Origin of the sequence: Shewanella sp. GXUN23E (assembly GCF_050865035.1) — a bacterium.
In the GTDB taxonomy this organism is placed as follows: domain Bacteria; phylum Pseudomonadota; class Gammaproteobacteria; order Enterobacterales; family Shewanellaceae; genus Shewanella.
In genome coordinates, this window is the sequence record NZ_JBOZWP010000011.1 from 51,779 (window position 1) to 68,753 (window position 16,975).

The window sequence follows — 16,975 nt, forward strand, 5'->3', positions numbered from 1 at the left end:
AAACAACAACATCCGAATAAGCAGAATAACGAGATACCCATGAAAAACTTACTCTGGATCCTGATGGCTGGCCTGAGCATTAGCACGGCCGCGCAGGCTGCCGTGCTCAAAGGTCATCATTTTGATGGCAATAATCTGGTGCTGACCACGGACGAGGGGCTGGTTACCCTGTCCGGCTATGGCGACGGCGCGGTGGCGGTGCACTATGCCAACGACGGGGTAAAGCAGCTGCCCTCCTTTGCGCTGGATGAAACTGCGGCGCTGGTGCGCGGCGCGCTGCATAAGCGCAATGGCCTGCTGCAATACCAGCTGCCTGAGCTGACGGTGGCGATCCAGTCCTCGCCGCTGCAGTTGAGTTTTTACCATGAGGGCAAGCAAATTCTGGCCGAAGAAAGCGGCCTGTTTGTGCATGACAATATCCGTGGTTTTCGCTTCGCGCTGGACGAGGATGAGAAGCTGATTGGCGGCGGTCAGCGGGTGCTGGGCATGGACAGACGCGGCCATCGCCTGCCTATGTACAACAAAGCCTCCTACGGCTACACCACCCATGCCGAGCAGATGTACTACGGCCTGAGCGCGGTGATGTCCTCCAACAAATATGCGCTGGTGTTTGATAACTCGGCCACCGGCTGGCTGGATCTGGGCAAGACTGAGCCCGACGTGCTGCAGTTTGAGGCGCAGGCCGGACGCACCGCCTATCTGGTGGCTGCCGGCAGCAACTATCCCGAGGTGATTGAAAACCTGACTGCCGCCACCGGTCGTCAGCCATTGCCGCCGCGCTGGGCGCTGGGCAATTTCGCCTCGCGCTTTGGTTACCACACCGAGCAGGAGGCGCGGGACACGGTCAACACCTTCGCCAAAGAGGATTATCCGCTGGATGCCATCGTACTGGATCTCTACTGGTTCGGTAAGGATGTGCAGGGGCATATGGGCAATCTGGACTGGGACAGTGAAGCCTGGCCAACGCCGGAGAAAATGATCAGCGATTTCAGTGATAAAGGGGTAAATACCATACTGATCACCGAGCCTTTTGTGCTGACGACCTCCAAACGCTGGGATGAAGCGGTTAAGGCCGGGGCGCTGGCGCAGAACTTTGCCGGCGAGCCCAAAACCTTTGATTTCTACTTTGGCAATACCGGGCTTATCGATGTGTTCTCGCCCAAAGGGCAGGACTGGTTTATGGGCATCTACAACACCCTGCTGGAGCAGGGCGTGGGTGGCTGGTGGGGCGATCTGGGTGAGCCGGAAGTGCACACCCATGACACAGTGCACAGCCTTGGCAGCGCCGATGAAATCCACAACGCCTATGGCCACGAGTGGGCGAAATTACTGTATCAGGGGTTGATGCAGGCGCAGCCGCACAAGCGGCCGATGATCATGATGCGCTCTGGCTTTGTCGGCTCCCAGCGCTACGGTTTGATCCCCTGGACCGGCGATGTCAGCCGCAGCTGGGGCGGACTCAAGCCTCAGGTGGAACTGTCATTGCAGATGGGCCTCTTGGGCCTTGGCTACACCCACTCGGATCTGGGCGGCTTTGCCGGTGGCGAGCAGTTCGAGCCTGAGATGTACACCCGCTGGCTGCAGTATGGTGTGTTCCAGCCTGTGTATCGCCCCCATGCCCAGGAGAATATCGCGCCTGAGCCGGTTTTCCACGATCAGCAGACCCGCGACATTCTGCGCGACTTCGTCAAGCTGCGTTACCGCTTGCTGCCCTACAACTACACCCTGGCGTATCACAACAGCCTGACCGGTATGCCGCTGATGCGCCCCTTGATGTTTGAAAACGAAGCCGATATGGCACTGTTTGACAACAAGGATGCCTACCTGTGGGGCGATGCCTTCCTGGTGGCGCCGGTCACCGATCCCGGTGTGGCGTCTGTGGCCGTTGAGCTGCCTGGTGGTGTCTGGTTCGATTATTTCACCGGCGCGCGGTATGAGAGTGCCACGCCGGGACAGGGCGACAGTCAGGCTCCCAGCACGGTTAATGTGCCGGTGACGCTGCAAACCATTCCTGTGCTGGTGCGCGCCGGCAGCTTTATCCCGATGGCGATTGAGCCGCAAAAAGCCGACGGCGAGCTGGCCTCCAGCCGCGACTATCGCACCGATAAGCTGCAGCTGGATTTCTACTTCGACAAGTCGGTCAGTCACAGCAAGGGCGAGATGTTTGATGACGATGGCATAGGCGCAGACAACCTGCAGACAGGCAATTTTGAACTGCTGGAATTCAGCTCCAGAGTCCAGGGCGATGCGCTGACGCTGACGCTGCAAAGTCGCGGCAAGCCGCAATATGCCGAAGGCCGTGCCATTGCGCTCAGAGTGCTGCAGCTGGCGGACAAACCCTCCGAGGTGATGCTCGGCGGTCAGTCTGTGGCCTGGCAGTGGCAGCAAGGTGTGCTGACGGTCAATATCCCGCTCAAGGGTGTTGATGCCGTGCAGACTCTCAAGATCAAACTGTAACCCGTTGAAAAGGCGGGTTGTGAGCAGTGTTTTTGGCTGCTCACAACGCCGCCGGTCGAGTCTGAACTGGGCGGCAGCGCGGGTTTGCCGTCCATGAATACGTATGCAAACGGGTGCCCAGCCTGCGCCAGGCTGGTTACCATAATGTTACAGATGCCGATAACAATAATGGATGAGAGGACGGGGCATGGTAAACGAGAAACCCAATCTGAGTTTCTGGCAGATATGGAATATGTGTTTTGGCTTTCTGGGGATCCAGTTTGGTTTTGCCCTGCAGAATGCCAACGTCAGCCGGATTTTCCAGACGCTGGGCGCCGACATGGACACCATACCTCTGCTGTGGATCGCCGGTCCAGTCACCGGTCTGCTGGTGCAGCCCATAGTGGGTCACCTGAGTGACAACACCTGGAACCGCCTTGGCCGCCGTCGTCCCTATTTTCTGGTGGGAGCCATCTTCACGTCTCTGTCGCTGCTGGTGCTGCCCAACTCAGGTGTGCTCTGGGTGGCGGCCGGTATGCTGTGGATTTTGGATGCCTCCATCAACATCTCCATGGAGCCGTTTCGCGCCTTCGTTGGCGACAACCTGCCCAAACGCCAGCAGGCCAGGGGCTACGCCATGCAGAGTTTCTTTATCGGCATAGGCGCCGTGGTGGCCTCCATGCTGCCGTGGATCTTGAGCCAGTTTGGTGTCAGCAATAGCGCGCCACAGGGGCAGATCCCGGATACGGTGAAATATGCCTTCTATGCCGGCGCCGTGGTGCTGTTTGTGGCCGTGGGCTGGACCGTCATCAGATCCAAAGAGTACAGCCCCCAGGAGCTGGCGGCGTTTGGCGAGCATCAGAGCGCAGATGAGACAGGCGCTGTGCAACGCAACAGCAACAGCTGGTACAAGTCCGGCCTGTATTTCTTCCTGCCGGCGGCGCTCGGTACGGCACTGATTTGGATGCTGGGTTGGGACAAGCAGCTGTATATCCTGTCGATTGGTCTCATGCTGTTTGCGCTGGCGCAGTGGTGGATGGGGGCTCGCCGTGCCAAGGCCTGCCGTCAGTCAGGTTTTGATACCGTGATGGATGATCTGTTCGCCATGCCGCAGATCATGCGCCAGCTGGCCTGGGTGCAGTTTTTCTCCTGGTTCGCCCTGTTTGCCATGTGGATCTACACCACGGCCGCGGTGACCTCCCATCACTATGGCACCGAGGATTCCAGCTCAGTGCTGTTTAACGATGGCGCCAACTGGGTCGGCGTGTTGTTTGCTGCTTATAACGGTTTTTCGGCCATTGCCGCGATCATCATTCCTGTGATGGTGCGCTGCTGGGGGCTGCGACTGGCCCACGGCGTGAATCTGCTGCTGGGCGCGCTGGGTCTGCTGTCTTTCCTGTGGATTGAAGATCCACAGTGGCTGCTACTGTCTATGGTGGGTATCGGCTTTGCCTGGGCCTCTATTCTGTCGCTGCCATACGCCATGCTGGCTGGCTGTTTGCCTGCCAGGAAAATGGGCGTGTACATGGGCATCTTCAACTTCTTTATCGTGATCCCGCAGCTGCTGGCGGCCAGTATTCTGGGTCTGCTGCTGCGCCACGGTTTCGAGTCCAAGCCTCTGTATGCCATGGTGATTGGTGCTGTCTCCTTCGCGCTGGCAGCGCTGATGATAGTGCGGGTGAAGCTGCAAAATGGCCGCGAGCTGAGTCTGGCACAGGGTGGTGCACATGGCTAAGGGGCACATGGCTAAGGAGCTCATGACTAAGGATCTCATGGCGAAAGGGCGCGCGCGAATGTCGACGCTTGCTGCGACCATAGTGGCGGTTACTGGGGCAGTTACTGTGGCGGTTACTGTGGCGGTTGCCGCGGTGTTGGGGATAACCCAGGCGGCGATGGCCGCTGGCTCTGCAAGTCAGGAGCTGGTGGGCACCACTGAGCCCTTCGCCGCTAACGCCGTCTATTTTGTGGTCACCGACCGCTTTGTCGATGGCGACCAAAGCAATAATTACGAACAGGACTCAGGCTGGCAGCTGCCCGTCTCGCTGGAGGGCAATCAGGCCAATGTGGGTTATATGGGCGGTGACTTCAAAGGCATTCTCGATAACGCCGACTATATCCGTGAGATGGGCTTTTCCGCCGTCTGGATGACGCCGATTGTGCAGAACCCTGCCGAGGCCTTCAGCGGTGGCGATGAGATCAAGCCTCATGGCTTTGCCATGGACAAAGGCAAGGCAGCCTACCACGGCTATTGGGGCACCAATTTCTATCAGCTGGATAAGCATCTGCCCTCTCCCGGGCTGGATTTTGAGCAGCTTAATCAGCAGCTGGCAGACAAGGGCCTGAGAACTATTCTGGATGTGGTGATTAACCACGGCTCGCCAGCCTATAGCATGACAGATGAGCAGTATCAGACCAGTCTGTTTGGCAAGTTGTATGACGACAGCGGCAAGTTGGTGGCAGACCATGGCAACCTGCCGCCTGAGCAGCTGAATACCGACAAGCCGCTGCAGTCCTGGTTCAATACCAGGCGGGATTTGGCGCAGCTGGCAGACATGAACACGGGCAAGCCAGAGGTAATGGATTACTTCGTCAACGCCTATCTCAAGTGGCTGGGGCAGGGGGCGGGTGCCATGCGCATCGATACCGTCAAGCATGTACCGGCGGCGCACTGGGGCGTATTCAGCCAGCGCATTCGCGCCGCGTATCCGGGCATGTTTATGTTCGGCGAGGTCTATTCTTTTGACCCCAAGGAGATAGGTCAGTACACCTTCCCGGATAAGGGCGGCATGAGTGTGCTGGATTTCCCCATGAAGGCCGCCATGGATCAGGTGTTTGCCAAGGGGGCGGATTACAGTGAACTGCAACAGGCGCTGTTTCTGCAGCCAAAGAACAACCCTTATGCCAATCCCTATGAGCTGCTGACCTTCTACGATAACCATGATATGCCGCGGATGAATGCCTCCGACGCGGGCTTTATCGATGCCCACAACTGGCTGTTTACCGCCCGGGGCATTCCGGTGATCTACTATGGCTCTGAGATGGGGTTTGAGCGCGGCAAGGCTGAGCACATGGGTAACCGCAACTACTTTGGTCAGGACAATGTCGCCAAAGCGGTCAGTCACCCCATTCGTCAGGCGCTGATCCCCATCGCCAATCTGCGCGCCCAGTTGCCGAGTTTGCAGCGAGGTCTGCAGCTGGATCTGGAGTATGGCAAAGACACGGCTGCCTTTTATCGGGTGCTGAGCCGTGTTAAGGACGAAGTTAATGGCGATGTTAAGGGCGCCAAGAGCTATGAGCTGGCGCTGGTGCTGCTTAACAAAGGCGATAAGCCAGAAACCCTTGAACTGAACTCAGATTTGCTGGCTGGTGACTGGCGGGAGCCGCTGACCGACGGCGCTGTCAGCCTGCAGGATAAGGCGTCAGTGACGGTGCCGGCTCACGGCGTGCGGGTACTGGTGCGACACGGTGAGCAGTTGCCGGATGATGTCGCTGCACAGCTGGCGGCTCGTCAGTTTGGCAACCCATAAGTTTACACAGCGCCTTGGGCATTACCGGGCACAGTGGCTGGCCGCTTAGCTGCCGCAACTGGCTCTGACGATAAGCTGGGTGGGAATGGTCACTGCCTCCACCTGCTCACCGCGAATACGGCTGATCAGCTTATCCACCAGGGTTTCACCGGCCAGTCTGGTGTCCTGGCGGATAGTCGTCAGCGCCGGGCTGGTAAAACGCGCCAGCGGCAGATCATCAAAGCCGACAATGGCGATATCCTCGCCCGGTGTCAGGCCTCGCTCAGTCAGCGCCTGCATGGCGCCGATGGCAATCAGATCGCTGGCGGCAAAAATGGCGCTGACCTGACCGGCAGACTTGCTCTCCAGCAGGGCTTTGGTGGCCAGATAACCGGACTGCTCGGTAGTGATGGCATCGATTTGCAGCCCCGGCTCCAGTGGCAGGCCGGCTGACAACAGCGAGGCGGCATAGCCCTGATAGCGGGCAAACAGCTCTGGATAGTGATTGGAGGCATCGCCGATAAAGGCGATACGTCGGTGGCCGAGTTTAATCAGATGATCGGTAGCCAGGCGGCCACCCTGACGATTATCACTGTTAACGCATAAGGTGCCTGAATCAGCGCCCCAGCGCACATAACGGGTACCCTGGGCATCCAGCTGCTGCATCTTGGGGCGATAGTCCACATCGTCACCATAGCCCAGCAGAATAATGCCATCGGCCTTGTGACTGTCTTCATAGTCGGCGTGCCAGTCGTCAGACAGCTGCTGAAACGATACCAGCAGGTCGTAACCCTTGATGGCACAGGCTCGGGTGATGGAGCCCAGCATGGACAGAAAAAACGGGTTGATCAGGCTGTCGTCCGAAGTCGGGTCTTCAAACAACAGCAGCGCCAGCGTGGTACTTTGCTGAGTGCGCAAACTACTGGCATGTTTATCGACTTTATAATTCAGCTCCTTGGCGATTTGCTGAATGCGGGCCACGGTTTCCGGCTTGACCAGCGGGCTGTTGCGCAGGGCCCGGGAGACGGTGGACTGGGAAACACCCGCCAGATAGGCGATATCGATGGAAGTGGCTTTACCTTTGGTCGTCACTGTTTTTTTCCGCTGTAATTATCCGGAAGCTGGCCACAAGTGCCGTCTTCCTGTATGCGACTGATAGGGTCAGGGCTCGACTTGCTGATGGGCATTGCTATGCTGGAAGCGTTTTGTTCGCCCCCCTGATGACGTGAAACCATAAACAGAGTCGTTTCAACAGGCCGTTCATTCAGGGATACTGCCCGGCAATGCAAGCCGCTTTGTACCGACAATATTAGTAACAATTAGGCATTTCCCCGACAGGAATATCAAGAAAATATGGAGCAGAATCAATTTATTTTGGTCGCAGACATAGGCGGCACCAACGGCAGGTTCGCCGTTGCCGGTCGTCCAGGCAATGACATTGTCCTGAGCCATCAGGCGACCTTGCCCAGCAGTGGTGCCGACTCGCTGTTGACCTTGACCCGGCAATATCTCGGGCAGTTGCCGCCAGCGCTGAGTCTGAGCGGCGCCTGTCTTGCAGTGGCCGGGCCGGTGAATGAGCAGGGAGCCAGATTGACCAATCTGGGATGGGATGTGGTGATCGCGCAAATGCAGGCTGAGCTTGAGTTGCCCAGACTGTTACTGCTCAATGATTTTGCCGCCTATGCCAACAGCGTGCCGCTGCTGGCCGATGCGGATATCCGGCAGATAAAGGCCGGAGAGCCGCAAACTTCCGCGCCGGTGCTGGTGCTGGGGCCTGGCACCGGCTTTGGTATCTCGTCGCTGCAACCTCAGGGCAATGGCTACCGGCCTGTGGCCTGTGAAGGTGGTCATATGGCACTGGCGGCCTGCAACGAATTGCAGGATGCGGTAGTGCGGGAGCTGCGTAAGGTACATGGTTTTGTCAGTGTTGAGACCATTCTTTGTGGTCCCGGGTTGGTGAACCTTTATCGTGCGCTGGCGGCTGTAAAGCAGCAAATCCCAGTATTTGACTGCGCCGCCGATATCAGCTGCGCCGCACTGGATGGCAGCAATCCGCTGGCCGATGAGACACTTTCTCTGTTCTGCCGCTGGCTTGGGCAAACCGTGGGCGATCTGGTCATGGCCCATGGCGCTCTGGGTGGCGTGGTGCTGGGCGGCGGCATTCTGCCCCGTATGCTGGACTTTCTCAAGGCGTCGGAATTTATTGAGGGTATGCTGGATAAAGGCCGTATGTCGGCGTATCTGCAGTCGGTGCCTGTATCACTGGCCATGAAAAGCGACACCGCCCTGACCGGTGCCGCCGCCTGGTGGTGTCATAACGCCTGACAGAGACAGACATCCTAAAAAGCAGCAACAGGCCGGGCAATGCCCGGCCTGTTGTCAGTTCCCTGAGTTTGCAGGACTCTTTTTTATTTGGTGTTAACTATTGAGCTGGTTGACTGCCGCCCGCAGGGCCAGTTCATAGCCCTGGGTGCCCAGGCCACAGATCACGCCGACCGCCACGTCCGATAAATAGGAGTGCTGACGGAAAGGTTCGCGGGCGTGAACATTGCTGATATGCAGCTCAATAAAGGGAATGGCGACCCCCAGCAGGGCATCGCGCAGGGCAATACTGGTGTGGGTAAAGGCGGCCGGGTTGATGATGATAAAGTCGGCATCTGTGTTGTGGATGGCGTTTATCAGTTCATGTTCGGCGTTGGACTGCAGGTGCTCCAGCGAGACATTCAGCGAGCTTGCCACAGACTGAGCCTGTTCAACCACCTGAGCCAACGTCTGATGCCCGTATTTGTCGGGCTCCCGACGGCCAAGCAGATTGAGGTTGGGGCCATTGAGCAGCAGGATTTTGTGGCTGGGTGTCATGTAACGCTTTCCTTGGTAGTCGCAGTCTGTCAATCAAACCAAAAGCCCCGGGCTTTGTCGATGATTTCCCAATGAAAGTTACTAAAGCCGCCCGATTTGAGTGAAACGGACTCTGGGTGGTGGCAAGCTGGCAATACACCACAGCGGTCACCGAGACACACATAAAAGCAAAAGCATGTCACCACAGAGAACACAGAGGTTACCGAGAAAGGCCAAAGCGTTAGTGCTTACTGCTCTTCCTCAGTGCTCTCTGCGAAGCGCTCTGTGGTAGATGGTTTTCAAAGACAAAAGCCTGAACCACGAAGGACACAGAGGTCACAGAGGCACACAGAGAAAAGCAAAAGCATCTCACCACGAAGGACACGAAGAACACGAAGAAAGGCAAAAAGCAGCTGATGTTAAGCTCGTCTTGGTCTTTCCCTTGGTGTCCTCTGTGCAGCGCACGCAGTGAGAGTTTCGTGGGTAGGCCCCCTTGATTTTTGGGGCCGGGGAAGGGTCAATCGTATGACTTCTGCTGGCGCAGGGCTTTGACATTGCCGCGTTGCTTTTTGGCATCGACCCGCCGTCGTTGGCTGGCTTTGGTGGCCTTGGTAGCAATGCGTTTTTTCTGGATCACGCCGACGCTGGCGACCAGTGCGATAAACTGCGCCAGTGCTTCCTCGCGGTTGGCTTCCTGGCTGCGGGACAGCTGGCATTTGATGATGATCTTGCCGCTTTGGGTGATGCGATGATCGCTTTTGGCCAGCAGTTTTTCCTGATACAGCTCAGGCAGGGATGAACCTCTGATCTCGAATATCAGCTGAGCGGCGGTCGACACCTTGTTGATATGCTGGCCGCCGGCACCGCTGGCGCGGATAAATTGCCACTGGATTTCGGATTCCGGCAGGAACACACGGTTTGAGATTTTGATCATGAATATGCTAGCTTTCTCTATCGGCTTGCGGTCGGTCGGCCCAAGCATACCAGTTTCGCAGTCTCTTTTGGGGAAACGCCCTATGTTATGCCAGATCCCGGATATCAAACCCGGTGTAATCAGCCTGTTTGTCAGCGGCCGGATTTCCAGTCAGGATTATATTCAATGTCTCTTGCCTTTAATGAGTCAGGCGAGGGAGGAGCGGGGCAGGGTTTGTCTCTATATTGAGGCAGATGTGCTGCTGGAAGGCTGGGAAGATCTGATTGCCTCGGGGGGCATGTTGCAGCCATTGCCTGAGCTGGACGCCCTGGTCTTTGTCGGCGGCCCGGATTGGGTGGGCAATGCGGTGCATCTGCTGGGCCCGTTCCTTAAAGGCGATATCGCCTGGTTCCCGCTGGAGCAAAAGCACATGGCGAGGGATTGGATAAGTGAGCGCTCTGCCTACTGCTGATCTATTTGTAGAAGAAAAGGAAAGCAAGATGAAATCAATGAAAGCTCTGCTGGCCGCCCTGTCGGTGGTGACTCTGTTATCAGCCTGTGCCCCGGAAGTGGGCAGTGAGGCCTGGTGTAAAGAGATGAAGGAAAAACCCAAGGGTGACTGGACTGCCAACGAGGCGGCCGATTACGCCAAACACTGTGTATTTAACTGAGTTTGAGCGTGTTATCGAGCTTCACTGGCTGCAGGTTCAATATTGATATGGAATACCCTGTTTTTACAGGGTATTTTTTCACGCCTGAGAGCTGATCCAGTTCACATACTGCTTTTTAGAGTGCTAAAAATGCATCAAAAGACTTGTTTACAGTGAACTAAACAATAGAATGCCTGTCTGTTAACGTATCTGTTAACTTATTCAACACGCTTTATTTTTCAGGATGGCTGAATTGCGCAATTGGATCACCAAAAGCATGCACAAACTGGCACAGGCATTGATTGCCCTTGTGCTGTTGCAGTTTGCTGCGGCGAATTTGGGTGGTCATCAGCTGCATGCCGGTAACAGTGCTGAAGAAGAAAGTGAGCATGCCCACCTGCAATACGTGGCCAAGGTGGAAACCCTGGCGCAGTGTATTGATTGTGTGTGCGAGTCGGACACGCTGGATACCCAGAGTCAAAGCGAGCATCAGCATCTGGTGACTGAGCTGAAACAGGTGGATCTCTGCCTGGACTGTCAGTGTCACGGTGGTGTGGTCAGTATGTTGTCCTATATGTCGGCACTGCCCGACAGCCAGCCTGATTTTATTTCCCCTTTCAGTGATACTCCGTATCTGCCGCCACTGGTGCAGCCGGACTATCGCCCCCCGATCGCTTAATCCTTATCCCATTGATAAATAATCCGCAGTTTGCGGCGGTCTGATCGCGCCCCTATTCACCGGGCCGGGCCAGTCACGTCTGCAGTGCGGCAGATTGAGATGTTGATACAGGATTGGTTATGAACAAATCCCTTTTGGCTATGGCGCTGCTGGGAACCTCCCTGGGCGCGATGGCAAATGCCGACCCCTTGTTGTCGGCCGGGCTGAACACAGCCGTAAATCAGCCACAAAGTCAGTGGCAAAATCAGCGCGCAGACGAGTTGCAGTCGCGGCTGGCGGCTGCCGGCTGGGCAGCGTCCCTGCTTGAGCAGATAGATACCTTACCCGAGATGGCAGCGCAGCGTGCCCGTGCCCGCCAACTGGGGTATGAACTGGAAGCCGCCTCACAAGCGGTATACAACCCTGAGCTGGGGCTGAGTTATGTCAGCGGCCCGGAAGATACCTATGGCATCGAGCTGAGTCAGACTATCGACTGGGGCGACAAGTCCGGCAACAGTCGCAGCCAGGCGTTACTGGCACAGCAAATCGCCCAATTGGAAATGGGGCTGGAGCGCAGCCGTATTCTGGGTGACAGCCTGCTGGCGTTGGTTGAACAGCAGGCCCGCAATAAGGAGCTGGCGTTTGCCCGTCAGCAGCTGGAATACGCCGGGACTCAGCTGGAAATCGCCCGTCAGCGGGTGGCCGCCGGGGATATTTCCCGCGCCGAGCTGGAGCTGATATCCATGGAGCTGGCCGGTAACAGTGCCGATTACGCCATGGCGGAGCAGGCGGCGCTGGCTGCCGATATCCGCGTTATGTCCCTGCTGGGACTGGATACCGGCAATCTGACTGACGAACAGCCGCTGTTTGCCGATCTGCTGGGGTTGATCTCTGCCGACGGTTTTGCCCCGGTGGACATGCAGTTGCCTGCGCTGTCGCTGGCATACAAGCAGGTGCAGCTGGCCAGGGCGGCAGCAGCTGCTGCCCGCAGTGACAACAGCATAGACCCCACCATCAGCCTGAGCGCCGAGCGCGATGGTGGTGATAACAAGTTTGGCGTGGGGCTGTCGCTGCCGCTGCAGGTGCGTAACAGTTACCGAGAGGTCAATGCCGCCGCCGATGAAGCTATCACCGTCGCCGAGCAGGCTTACCTGGCCAACGAACGTCAACTGAAACAACAACATAAACAATTCCTGATGAGTGTGCCCCGATTAATGGAGCGCTATCGCGACTGGCAACAGCTGGCGTATACCGCCGGCAGTCAGGCTGCCAATTCCCTGGGCCAGCAATGGCAGCTGGGGGATATCAGTACCAGCGATTATCTGCAAAGCCGTCGTCAGCTGTCTGCCAACTATCTGGTGGGATTGCAGCTGGAATCGGCTATCTATCAAAGCTGGATTGAATGGCTGGCCGCTTCGGGTCAGCTGGAAGCGTTTGTTCGCTCGCTGGCCGGCCAGTCAGCCACCGCCGCACAATAAGGAATTGCCCCATGAAAAAATCAGTTAAAACACAAGATTCAAACCCAATTAAATTGTCGGCAGTGGCGCTGGCGCTGGCGCTGTCATGCTCCTTCGTGCCGGGTGTGACAGCCGGTCCCGGCCATGACCACAGTGAAGAAGAAGCCAGCCTGCCGCGCTCTGACGCAAAAGTAACTGAAGGCGCAGAGGCTGAAGATGATCACGGCCTGCACCTGAGTGCCGAGCAGCTGAAGCTGGCCTCCATCGAAGTGATGGCGGTATCTGAGCAGGCATTCAGCCTGAGCGCTGTCGCTACCGCCACCTTAAGCGTCGACCGGGACAAAACCGTGACCCTGGCGCCCCAGCTGGATGTGCGGGTACTGGCCCGTCATGTGGTGCCAGGTCAGGAAGTGCGTGCCGGTGAGCCGCTGCTGACCCTGGGCGGCGCGGCCGTGGCGCAGGCGCAGGCGGATTACATCAATGCTGCCGCCGAATGGCAGCGGGTCAGCCGTATGGATAAAAGCGCCGTCAGTGCCAGCCGCCGCCTGCAGGCGCAGGTGGATGCCGAGCTGAAACGCGCCATTCTGGAAGCATTGAAAATGACTCCGGCGCAGATCAGGGCGCTGGAAAGTCGCCCCGAGTCCATCGGTCAGTACCAGCTGCTGTCGCCCATTGATGGCCGGGTACAACAGGATGTGGCCCAGCGCGGCCAGGTATTTGCTGCCGGCACCGCGCTGATGCAGCTGACCAATGAGTCTTATCTGTGGGTGGAAGCGCAGATCACCCCGGCGCAGGCACAAAACATCGAAGTGGGTGCCAACGCCATGGTGCGGGTGGGGGACAAGTTGCTGGCCGCGCAAATCATTGGCCGCTCCCATGAACTCAACGCCGTGACCCGTACCGAGCAGGTGCTGGCGCGCCTGCATAATCCGGGGCATGTGCTGCATGCCGGTCAGTTTGCCGAACTCTACCTGAGTGATACCGGCAGTGAAGGTGTGGTGCTGCCGGATGCGGCACTGACCCGCGGCGGTGACGGTGACTGGCAGGTATTTGTGGCAGAAGGTGATGGTTTTGAAGCCAAAGAAGTAAAGGTGGTTGAACGTCAGCGCGGCATGAATCTGGTGCAGGGGCTGCATCATGACGATCAGGTGGTGATCTCCGGCGCCTTCTTCCTGGCATCTGAGCTGGCCAAGTCCGGCTTTGATATTCACAACCACTGAGGCGCGCCCTGAGGCAATAAGACTATGCTGAATAACTTGATTGAAGTGGCGGTGCGTCACCGTTTGCTGGTGCTGCTGGCACTGGTATCAGCGCTGGTAGCCAGTGTGTTTGTGCTGCCCAGACTGAATCTGGACGCCTTCCCTGATGTGACCAACGTGCAGGTAACAGTGAATACTGCCGCCGAAGGTCTGGCGGCGGAAGAAGTGGAAAAACTCATTACCTATCCGGTGGAGTCGGCCATGTACGCGCTGCCGGAAGTGACCGAAGTGCGTTCTTTGTCCCGTACCGGGCTGTCGATTGTGACTGTGGTATTTGCCGAAGGCACGGATATCTACTTTGCCCGGCAGCAGGTATTTGAACAGCTGCAGGCGGCCAAGGAAACCATTCCTGCCGGTGTGGGTGTGCCGGAAATTGGCCCCAATACCTCGGGGCTGGGGCAGGTGTACCAGTACATACTGCGGGCCGATAAAGATTCGGGCGTCAGTGCCGATGAGCTGCGCAGTCTGAACGATTATCTGGTGAAACTGATTTTGATGCCGGTGGGCGGGGTGACCGATGTGCTCTCCTTCGGCGGCCATGTGCGCCAGTATCAGGTGCAGGTGGATCCCAACCGGCTGCTCAGTTACGGCCTTGCCATGGATGATGTGACCGCGGCACTGGAGAGCAACAACCGCAACGCCGGTGGCTGGTTTATGGACCAGGGCCAGGAGCAGCTGGTGGTGCGTGGCTATGGCCTGCTGCCATCCGGTGATGAAGGGCTGGCGGCTATTGGTCAGATCCCCCTGACAGAATCTGCCGGTACCCCGGTGCGGGTCGCCGATATCGCCACTGTGGATTACGGCTCGGAAATTCGTGTCGGCGCCGTCACCATGACCCGCAAGGATGAGGCGGGTGACGCTGAGTATCTGGGTGAGGTGGTCGCCGGTGTGGTGCTCAAACGTATGGGGGCCAACACCAAGGCCACCATCGATGATATCGCCAAGCGGGTCGCGCTTATCCAGCAATCCCTGCCACAGGGGGTGCATTTTGAGGTGTTCTACGATCAGTCGGATCTGGTGAAAACCGCGGTCACCACTGTGGTGGATGCGCTGCTGATGGCGTTTGTGTTCATTCTGGTGGTGCTGGCGCTGTTTCTGGTGAACCTGCGCGCCACTGTACTGGTGCTGCTGTCCATCCCTGTGTCCATTGCACTGGCGCTGATGGTGATGAGTTACTACGGCATGTCGGCCAACCTGATGTCGCTGGGCGGTCTGGCGGTGGCTATCGGTATGCTGGTGGATGGCTCTGTGGTGATGGTGGAAAACATCTTCAAGCACCTGTCCCGTCAGGAGAGTCACCTTTCAGTGCCGCAAAAAGTGCTGGCGGCTGCCCGTGAGGTGTGCAGCCCGGTGTTCTTCGCCACCGCCATCATTATCGTGGTATTCGCGCCGCTGTTTGCGCTGGAAGGGGTGGAAGGCAAGATGTTCCAGCCGATGGCAGTGAGCATCATTCTGGCGATGATTTCGGCGCTGCTGGTGGCGCTGATCGCCGTGCCTGCGTTGGCGGTTTACCTGTTCAGCCGTGGTGTGACCGTGCGTCGCAGCCCTTTGCTGGAACCACTGGATGCCGGCTATCGCAAACTGCTCAAAGGTGCCATGGCCAGGCCCAAGCTGGTGCTGGGCAGTGCTGTGGTGATGTTTGCCCTGAGTATGGCGGTGCTGCCACGCCTGGGTACCGAGTTTGTGCCTGAGCTGGAAGAAGGCACCATCAACCTGCGGGTGACGCTGGCACCTACCGCCAGTCTGCAGACCGCTCTGGATGTGGCGCCGCATCTGGAAGCCATGCTGATGGAATTTCCTGAGGTGGACTATGCCTTAAGCCGCATTGGCGCGGCCGAGCTGGGCGGCGATCCTGAGCCGGTTTCCAACATCGAAATCTATATCGGTCTTAAGCCGATGGAAGAGTGGACCTCGGCTGCTACCCGGCAGGAGCTGCAGCATCTGATGCAGGAGCGCCTGAATGTCTATCCTGGCCTGCTGTTTACCTTCTCCCAACCAATCGCGACCCGGGTGGATGAGCTGCTCTCCGGGGTAAAAGCCCAGCTGGCGATTAAGCTGTTTGGCCCGGATCTGGATGTGCTGTCCAGTAAAGGTCAGCAACTGGCTGAGCTGGTGGGCACCATTCCCGGTACCGCCGATGTGTCGCTGGAGCAGGTGACCGGCGAGGCTCAGCTGGTGGTGCGTCCCAAGCGCGACATGCTGGCGCGCTATGGCATTAGTGTCGATCAGGTGATGAGCCTGGTCAGCACCGGGATTGGCGGCACTGAAGCTGGACAGGTGATCGACGGTAACGCCCGTTACGACATTCAGGTGCGACTGGCCGAGCGCTTCCGCAGTACCCCGGATGCCATCGAAGATCTGCTGCTGACCGGTGTTAACGGCGCGACCGTGCGTCTGGCGGAAGTGGCCGATGTAGTCGTGGAAATGGCGCCGCCCAACATCCGCCGTGACGATGTGCAGCGCCGCGTGGTGGTGCAGGCCAACGTCTCCGGCCGGGATATGGGCTCAGTGGTGGCCGATATCTATGCCATAGTGCCCAAGGCCGAACTGCCAGCGGGCTATACCGTGATGGTGGGTGGTCAGTATGAGAACCAGCAGCGGGCCCAGCAAAAGCTGATGTTGGTGGTGCCTGTGTCGATCGCGCTGATCGCATTGCTGCTGTACTTCTCTTTCGGCAGTGCACGCCAGGTGGCGCTGATCATGGCCAACGTGCCACTGGCGCTGATCGGCGGGGTGTTCGCCCTGTACATCAGCGGCACCTATCTGTCGGTGCCCAGCTCCATCGGCTTTATCACCCTGTTTGGGGTAGCCGTGCTTAATGGTGTGGTACTGGTGGATGCCATCAACCAGCGCCGTCACGCCGGGCAAGCCACCTATGAAGCGGTATTTGAAGGCACCGCCGGGCGTCTGCGTCCGGTATTGATGACCGCCCTGACCTCAGCGCTGGGGTTGATCCCTATCCTGATGTCTTCCGGTATCGGCTCGGAAATTCAAAAGCCTTTGGCAGTGGTAGTGATCGGCGGTCTGCTGAGCTCCACCGCCCTGACGCTTTTGGTGCTGCCGGCGCTGTATAACCTGCTTGAAGGTAAGCAGGCTGCCGAGCCGAGCTCCGGGCAAAGCCGGTAAGGCGATGCACAGCACAGTTTTGGATTTCTAAAGACATTTTCACCCAGGGACGGGAGAACTTTTTCGGTTATGTCTTGCCTTAAGACATAACACCTTCATCCTGCAGACCACAGGAACTGCCTAACCTTCTGT

13 protein-coding genes are annotated in these 16,975 nt (G+C 57.8%); 10 read left to right on the forward strand and 3 right to left on the reverse strand.

Annotated features, from left to right (window positions below; genetic code table 11):
* Positions 1 to 39 precede the first annotated feature (39 nt).
* The 3 genes from ACRRUX_RS11340 to ACRRUX_RS11350 all read left to right on the forward strand — a co-directional run bounded on the left by ACRRUX_RS11340 (position 40) and on the right by ACRRUX_RS11350 (position 5,963).
* On the forward strand, positions 40 to 2,457 hold the full coding sequence (locus tag ACRRUX_RS11340) for a TIM-barrel domain-containing protein (RefSeq protein WP_432530307.1): 2,418 nt from the start codon (positions 40 to 42) through the stop codon (positions 2,455 to 2,457).
* Positions 2,458 to 2,644: 187 nt separating this feature from the next.
* Positions 2,645 to 4,171, forward strand: coding sequence for an MFS transporter (locus ACRRUX_RS11345; protein ID WP_432530309.1), 1,527 nt, complete (start codon positions 2,645 to 2,647; stop codon positions 4,169 to 4,171).
* Between the two features lie 22 nt (positions 4,172 to 4,193).
* Positions 4,194 to 5,963, forward strand: coding sequence for an alpha-amylase family glycosyl hydrolase (locus ACRRUX_RS11350; protein WP_432530311.1), 1,770 nt, complete (start codon positions 4,194 to 4,196; stop codon positions 5,961 to 5,963).
* A 45-nt stretch (positions 5,964 to 6,008) separates the two neighbouring features.
* Here ACRRUX_RS11350 and ACRRUX_RS11355 read toward each other — a convergent pair whose 3' ends face one another.
* Entirely contained in the window at positions 6,009 to 7,034 is a 1,026-nt protein-coding gene (locus ACRRUX_RS11355; protein ID WP_432530313.1) for a LacI family DNA-binding transcriptional regulator, read from the reverse strand.
* A gap of 261 nt (positions 7,035 to 7,295) precedes the next feature.
* Between ACRRUX_RS11355 and glk the strand changes: the two genes are divergently transcribed.
* Positions 7,296 to 8,267, forward strand: coding sequence for a glucokinase (gene glk, locus ACRRUX_RS11360; RefSeq protein ID WP_432530315.1), 972 nt, complete (start codon positions 7,296 to 7,298; stop codon positions 8,265 to 8,267).
* A 93-nt stretch (positions 8,268 to 8,360) separates the two neighbouring features.
* Here glk and aroQ read toward each other — a convergent pair whose 3' ends face one another.
* The gene (gene aroQ, locus ACRRUX_RS11365) at positions 8,361 to 8,801 is read right to left on the reverse strand and encodes a type II 3-dehydroquinate dehydratase (RefSeq protein WP_432530317.1); all 441 of its coding nucleotides are present in this window, start codon (positions 8,799 to 8,801) and stop codon (positions 8,361 to 8,363) included.
* Between the two features lie 496 nt (positions 8,802 to 9,297).
* Positions 9,298 to 9,714, reverse strand: coding sequence for an alternative ribosome rescue aminoacyl-tRNA hydrolase ArfB (arfB, locus tag ACRRUX_RS11370; protein WP_432530319.1), 417 nt, complete (start codon positions 9,712 to 9,714; stop codon positions 9,298 to 9,300).
* Between the two features lie 82 nt (positions 9,715 to 9,796).
* Between arfB and ACRRUX_RS11375 the strand changes: the two genes are divergently transcribed.
* From ACRRUX_RS11375 to ACRRUX_RS11400, 6 genes are all read left to right on the forward strand, one after another.
* Positions 9,797 to 10,165, forward strand: coding sequence for an STAS/SEC14 domain-containing protein (locus tag ACRRUX_RS11375; protein ID WP_432530321.1), 369 nt, complete (start codon positions 9,797 to 9,799; stop codon positions 10,163 to 10,165).
* Positions 10,166 to 10,193: 28 nt separating this feature from the next.
* Complete coding sequence (locus tag ACRRUX_RS11380) at positions 10,194 to 10,364, forward strand: DUF3012 domain-containing protein (RefSeq protein WP_432530323.1); 171 nt, start codon at positions 10,194 to 10,196, stop codon at positions 10,362 to 10,364.
* Positions 10,365 to 10,587: 223 nt separating this feature from the next.
* Positions 10,588 to 11,022 (forward strand): hypothetical protein, encoded by a 435-nt coding sequence (locus ACRRUX_RS11385; protein WP_432530325.1) that lies wholly within the window; start codon positions 10,588 to 10,590, stop codon positions 11,020 to 11,022.
* A gap of 119 nt (positions 11,023 to 11,141) precedes the next feature.
* The gene (locus ACRRUX_RS11390) at positions 11,142 to 12,479 is read left to right on the forward strand and encodes a TolC family protein (protein ID WP_432530327.1); all 1,338 of its coding nucleotides are present in this window, start codon (positions 11,142 to 11,144) and stop codon (positions 12,477 to 12,479) included.
* Between the two features lie 11 nt (positions 12,480 to 12,490).
* Positions 12,491 to 13,678 carry an efflux RND transporter periplasmic adaptor subunit gene (locus tag ACRRUX_RS11395; RefSeq protein ID WP_432530329.1) on the forward strand — a complete coding sequence of 396 codons (1,188 nt, stop codon included), beginning with the start codon at positions 12,491 to 12,493 and terminating at the stop codon, positions 13,676 to 13,678.
* A 24-nt stretch (positions 13,679 to 13,702) separates the two neighbouring features.
* On the forward strand, positions 13,703 to 16,843 hold the full coding sequence (locus tag ACRRUX_RS11400) for an efflux RND transporter permease subunit (protein WP_432530331.1): 3,141 nt from the start codon (positions 13,703 to 13,705) through the stop codon (positions 16,841 to 16,843).
* Positions 16,844 to 16,975: the final 132 nt, after the last annotated feature.

Excerpts from the sequence above, each read along its gene's own strand:
- ACRRUX_RS11340 (WP_432530307.1), top strand. The coding sequence starts at position 40 with ATGAAAAACTTACTCTGGATCCTGATGGCTGGCCTGAGCATTAGCACG.
- ACRRUX_RS11390 (WP_432530327.1), top strand. The coding sequence starts at position 11,142 with ATGAACAAATCCCTTTTGGCTATGGCGCTGCTGGGAACCTCCCTGGGC.
- aroQ (WP_432530317.1), bottom strand. The coding sequence starts at position 8,801 with ATGACACCCAGCCACAAAATCCTGCTGCTCAATGGCCCCAACCTCAAT.
- ACRRUX_RS11350 (WP_432530311.1), top strand. The coding sequence starts at position 4,194 with ATGACTAAGGATCTCATGGCGAAAGGGCGCGCGCGAATGTCGACGCTT.
- ACRRUX_RS11385 (WP_432530325.1), top strand. The coding sequence starts at position 10,588 with ATGGCTGAATTGCGCAATTGGATCACCAAAAGCATGCACAAACTGGCA.
- ACRRUX_RS11345 (WP_432530309.1), top strand. The coding sequence starts at position 2,645 with ATGGTAAACGAGAAACCCAATCTGAGTTTCTGGCAGATATGGAATATG.
- ACRRUX_RS11400 (WP_432530331.1), top strand. The coding sequence starts at position 13,703 with ATGCTGAATAACTTGATTGAAGTGGCGGTGCGTCACCGTTTGCTGGTG.
- glk (WP_432530315.1), top strand. The coding sequence starts at position 7,296 with ATGGAGCAGAATCAATTTATTTTGGTCGCAGACATAGGCGGCACCAAC.
- arfB (WP_432530319.1), bottom strand. The coding sequence starts at position 9,714 with ATGATCAAAATCTCAAACCGTGTGTTCCTGCCGGAATCCGAAATCCAG.
- ACRRUX_RS11380 (WP_432530323.1), top strand. The coding sequence starts at position 10,194 with ATGAAATCAATGAAAGCTCTGCTGGCCGCCCTGTCGGTGGTGACTCTG.
- ACRRUX_RS11375 (WP_432530321.1), top strand. The coding sequence starts at position 9,797 with ATGTTATGCCAGATCCCGGATATCAAACCCGGTGTAATCAGCCTGTTT.
- ACRRUX_RS11395 (WP_432530329.1), top strand. The coding sequence starts at position 12,491 with ATGAAAAAATCAGTTAAAACACAAGATTCAAACCCAATTAAATTGTCG.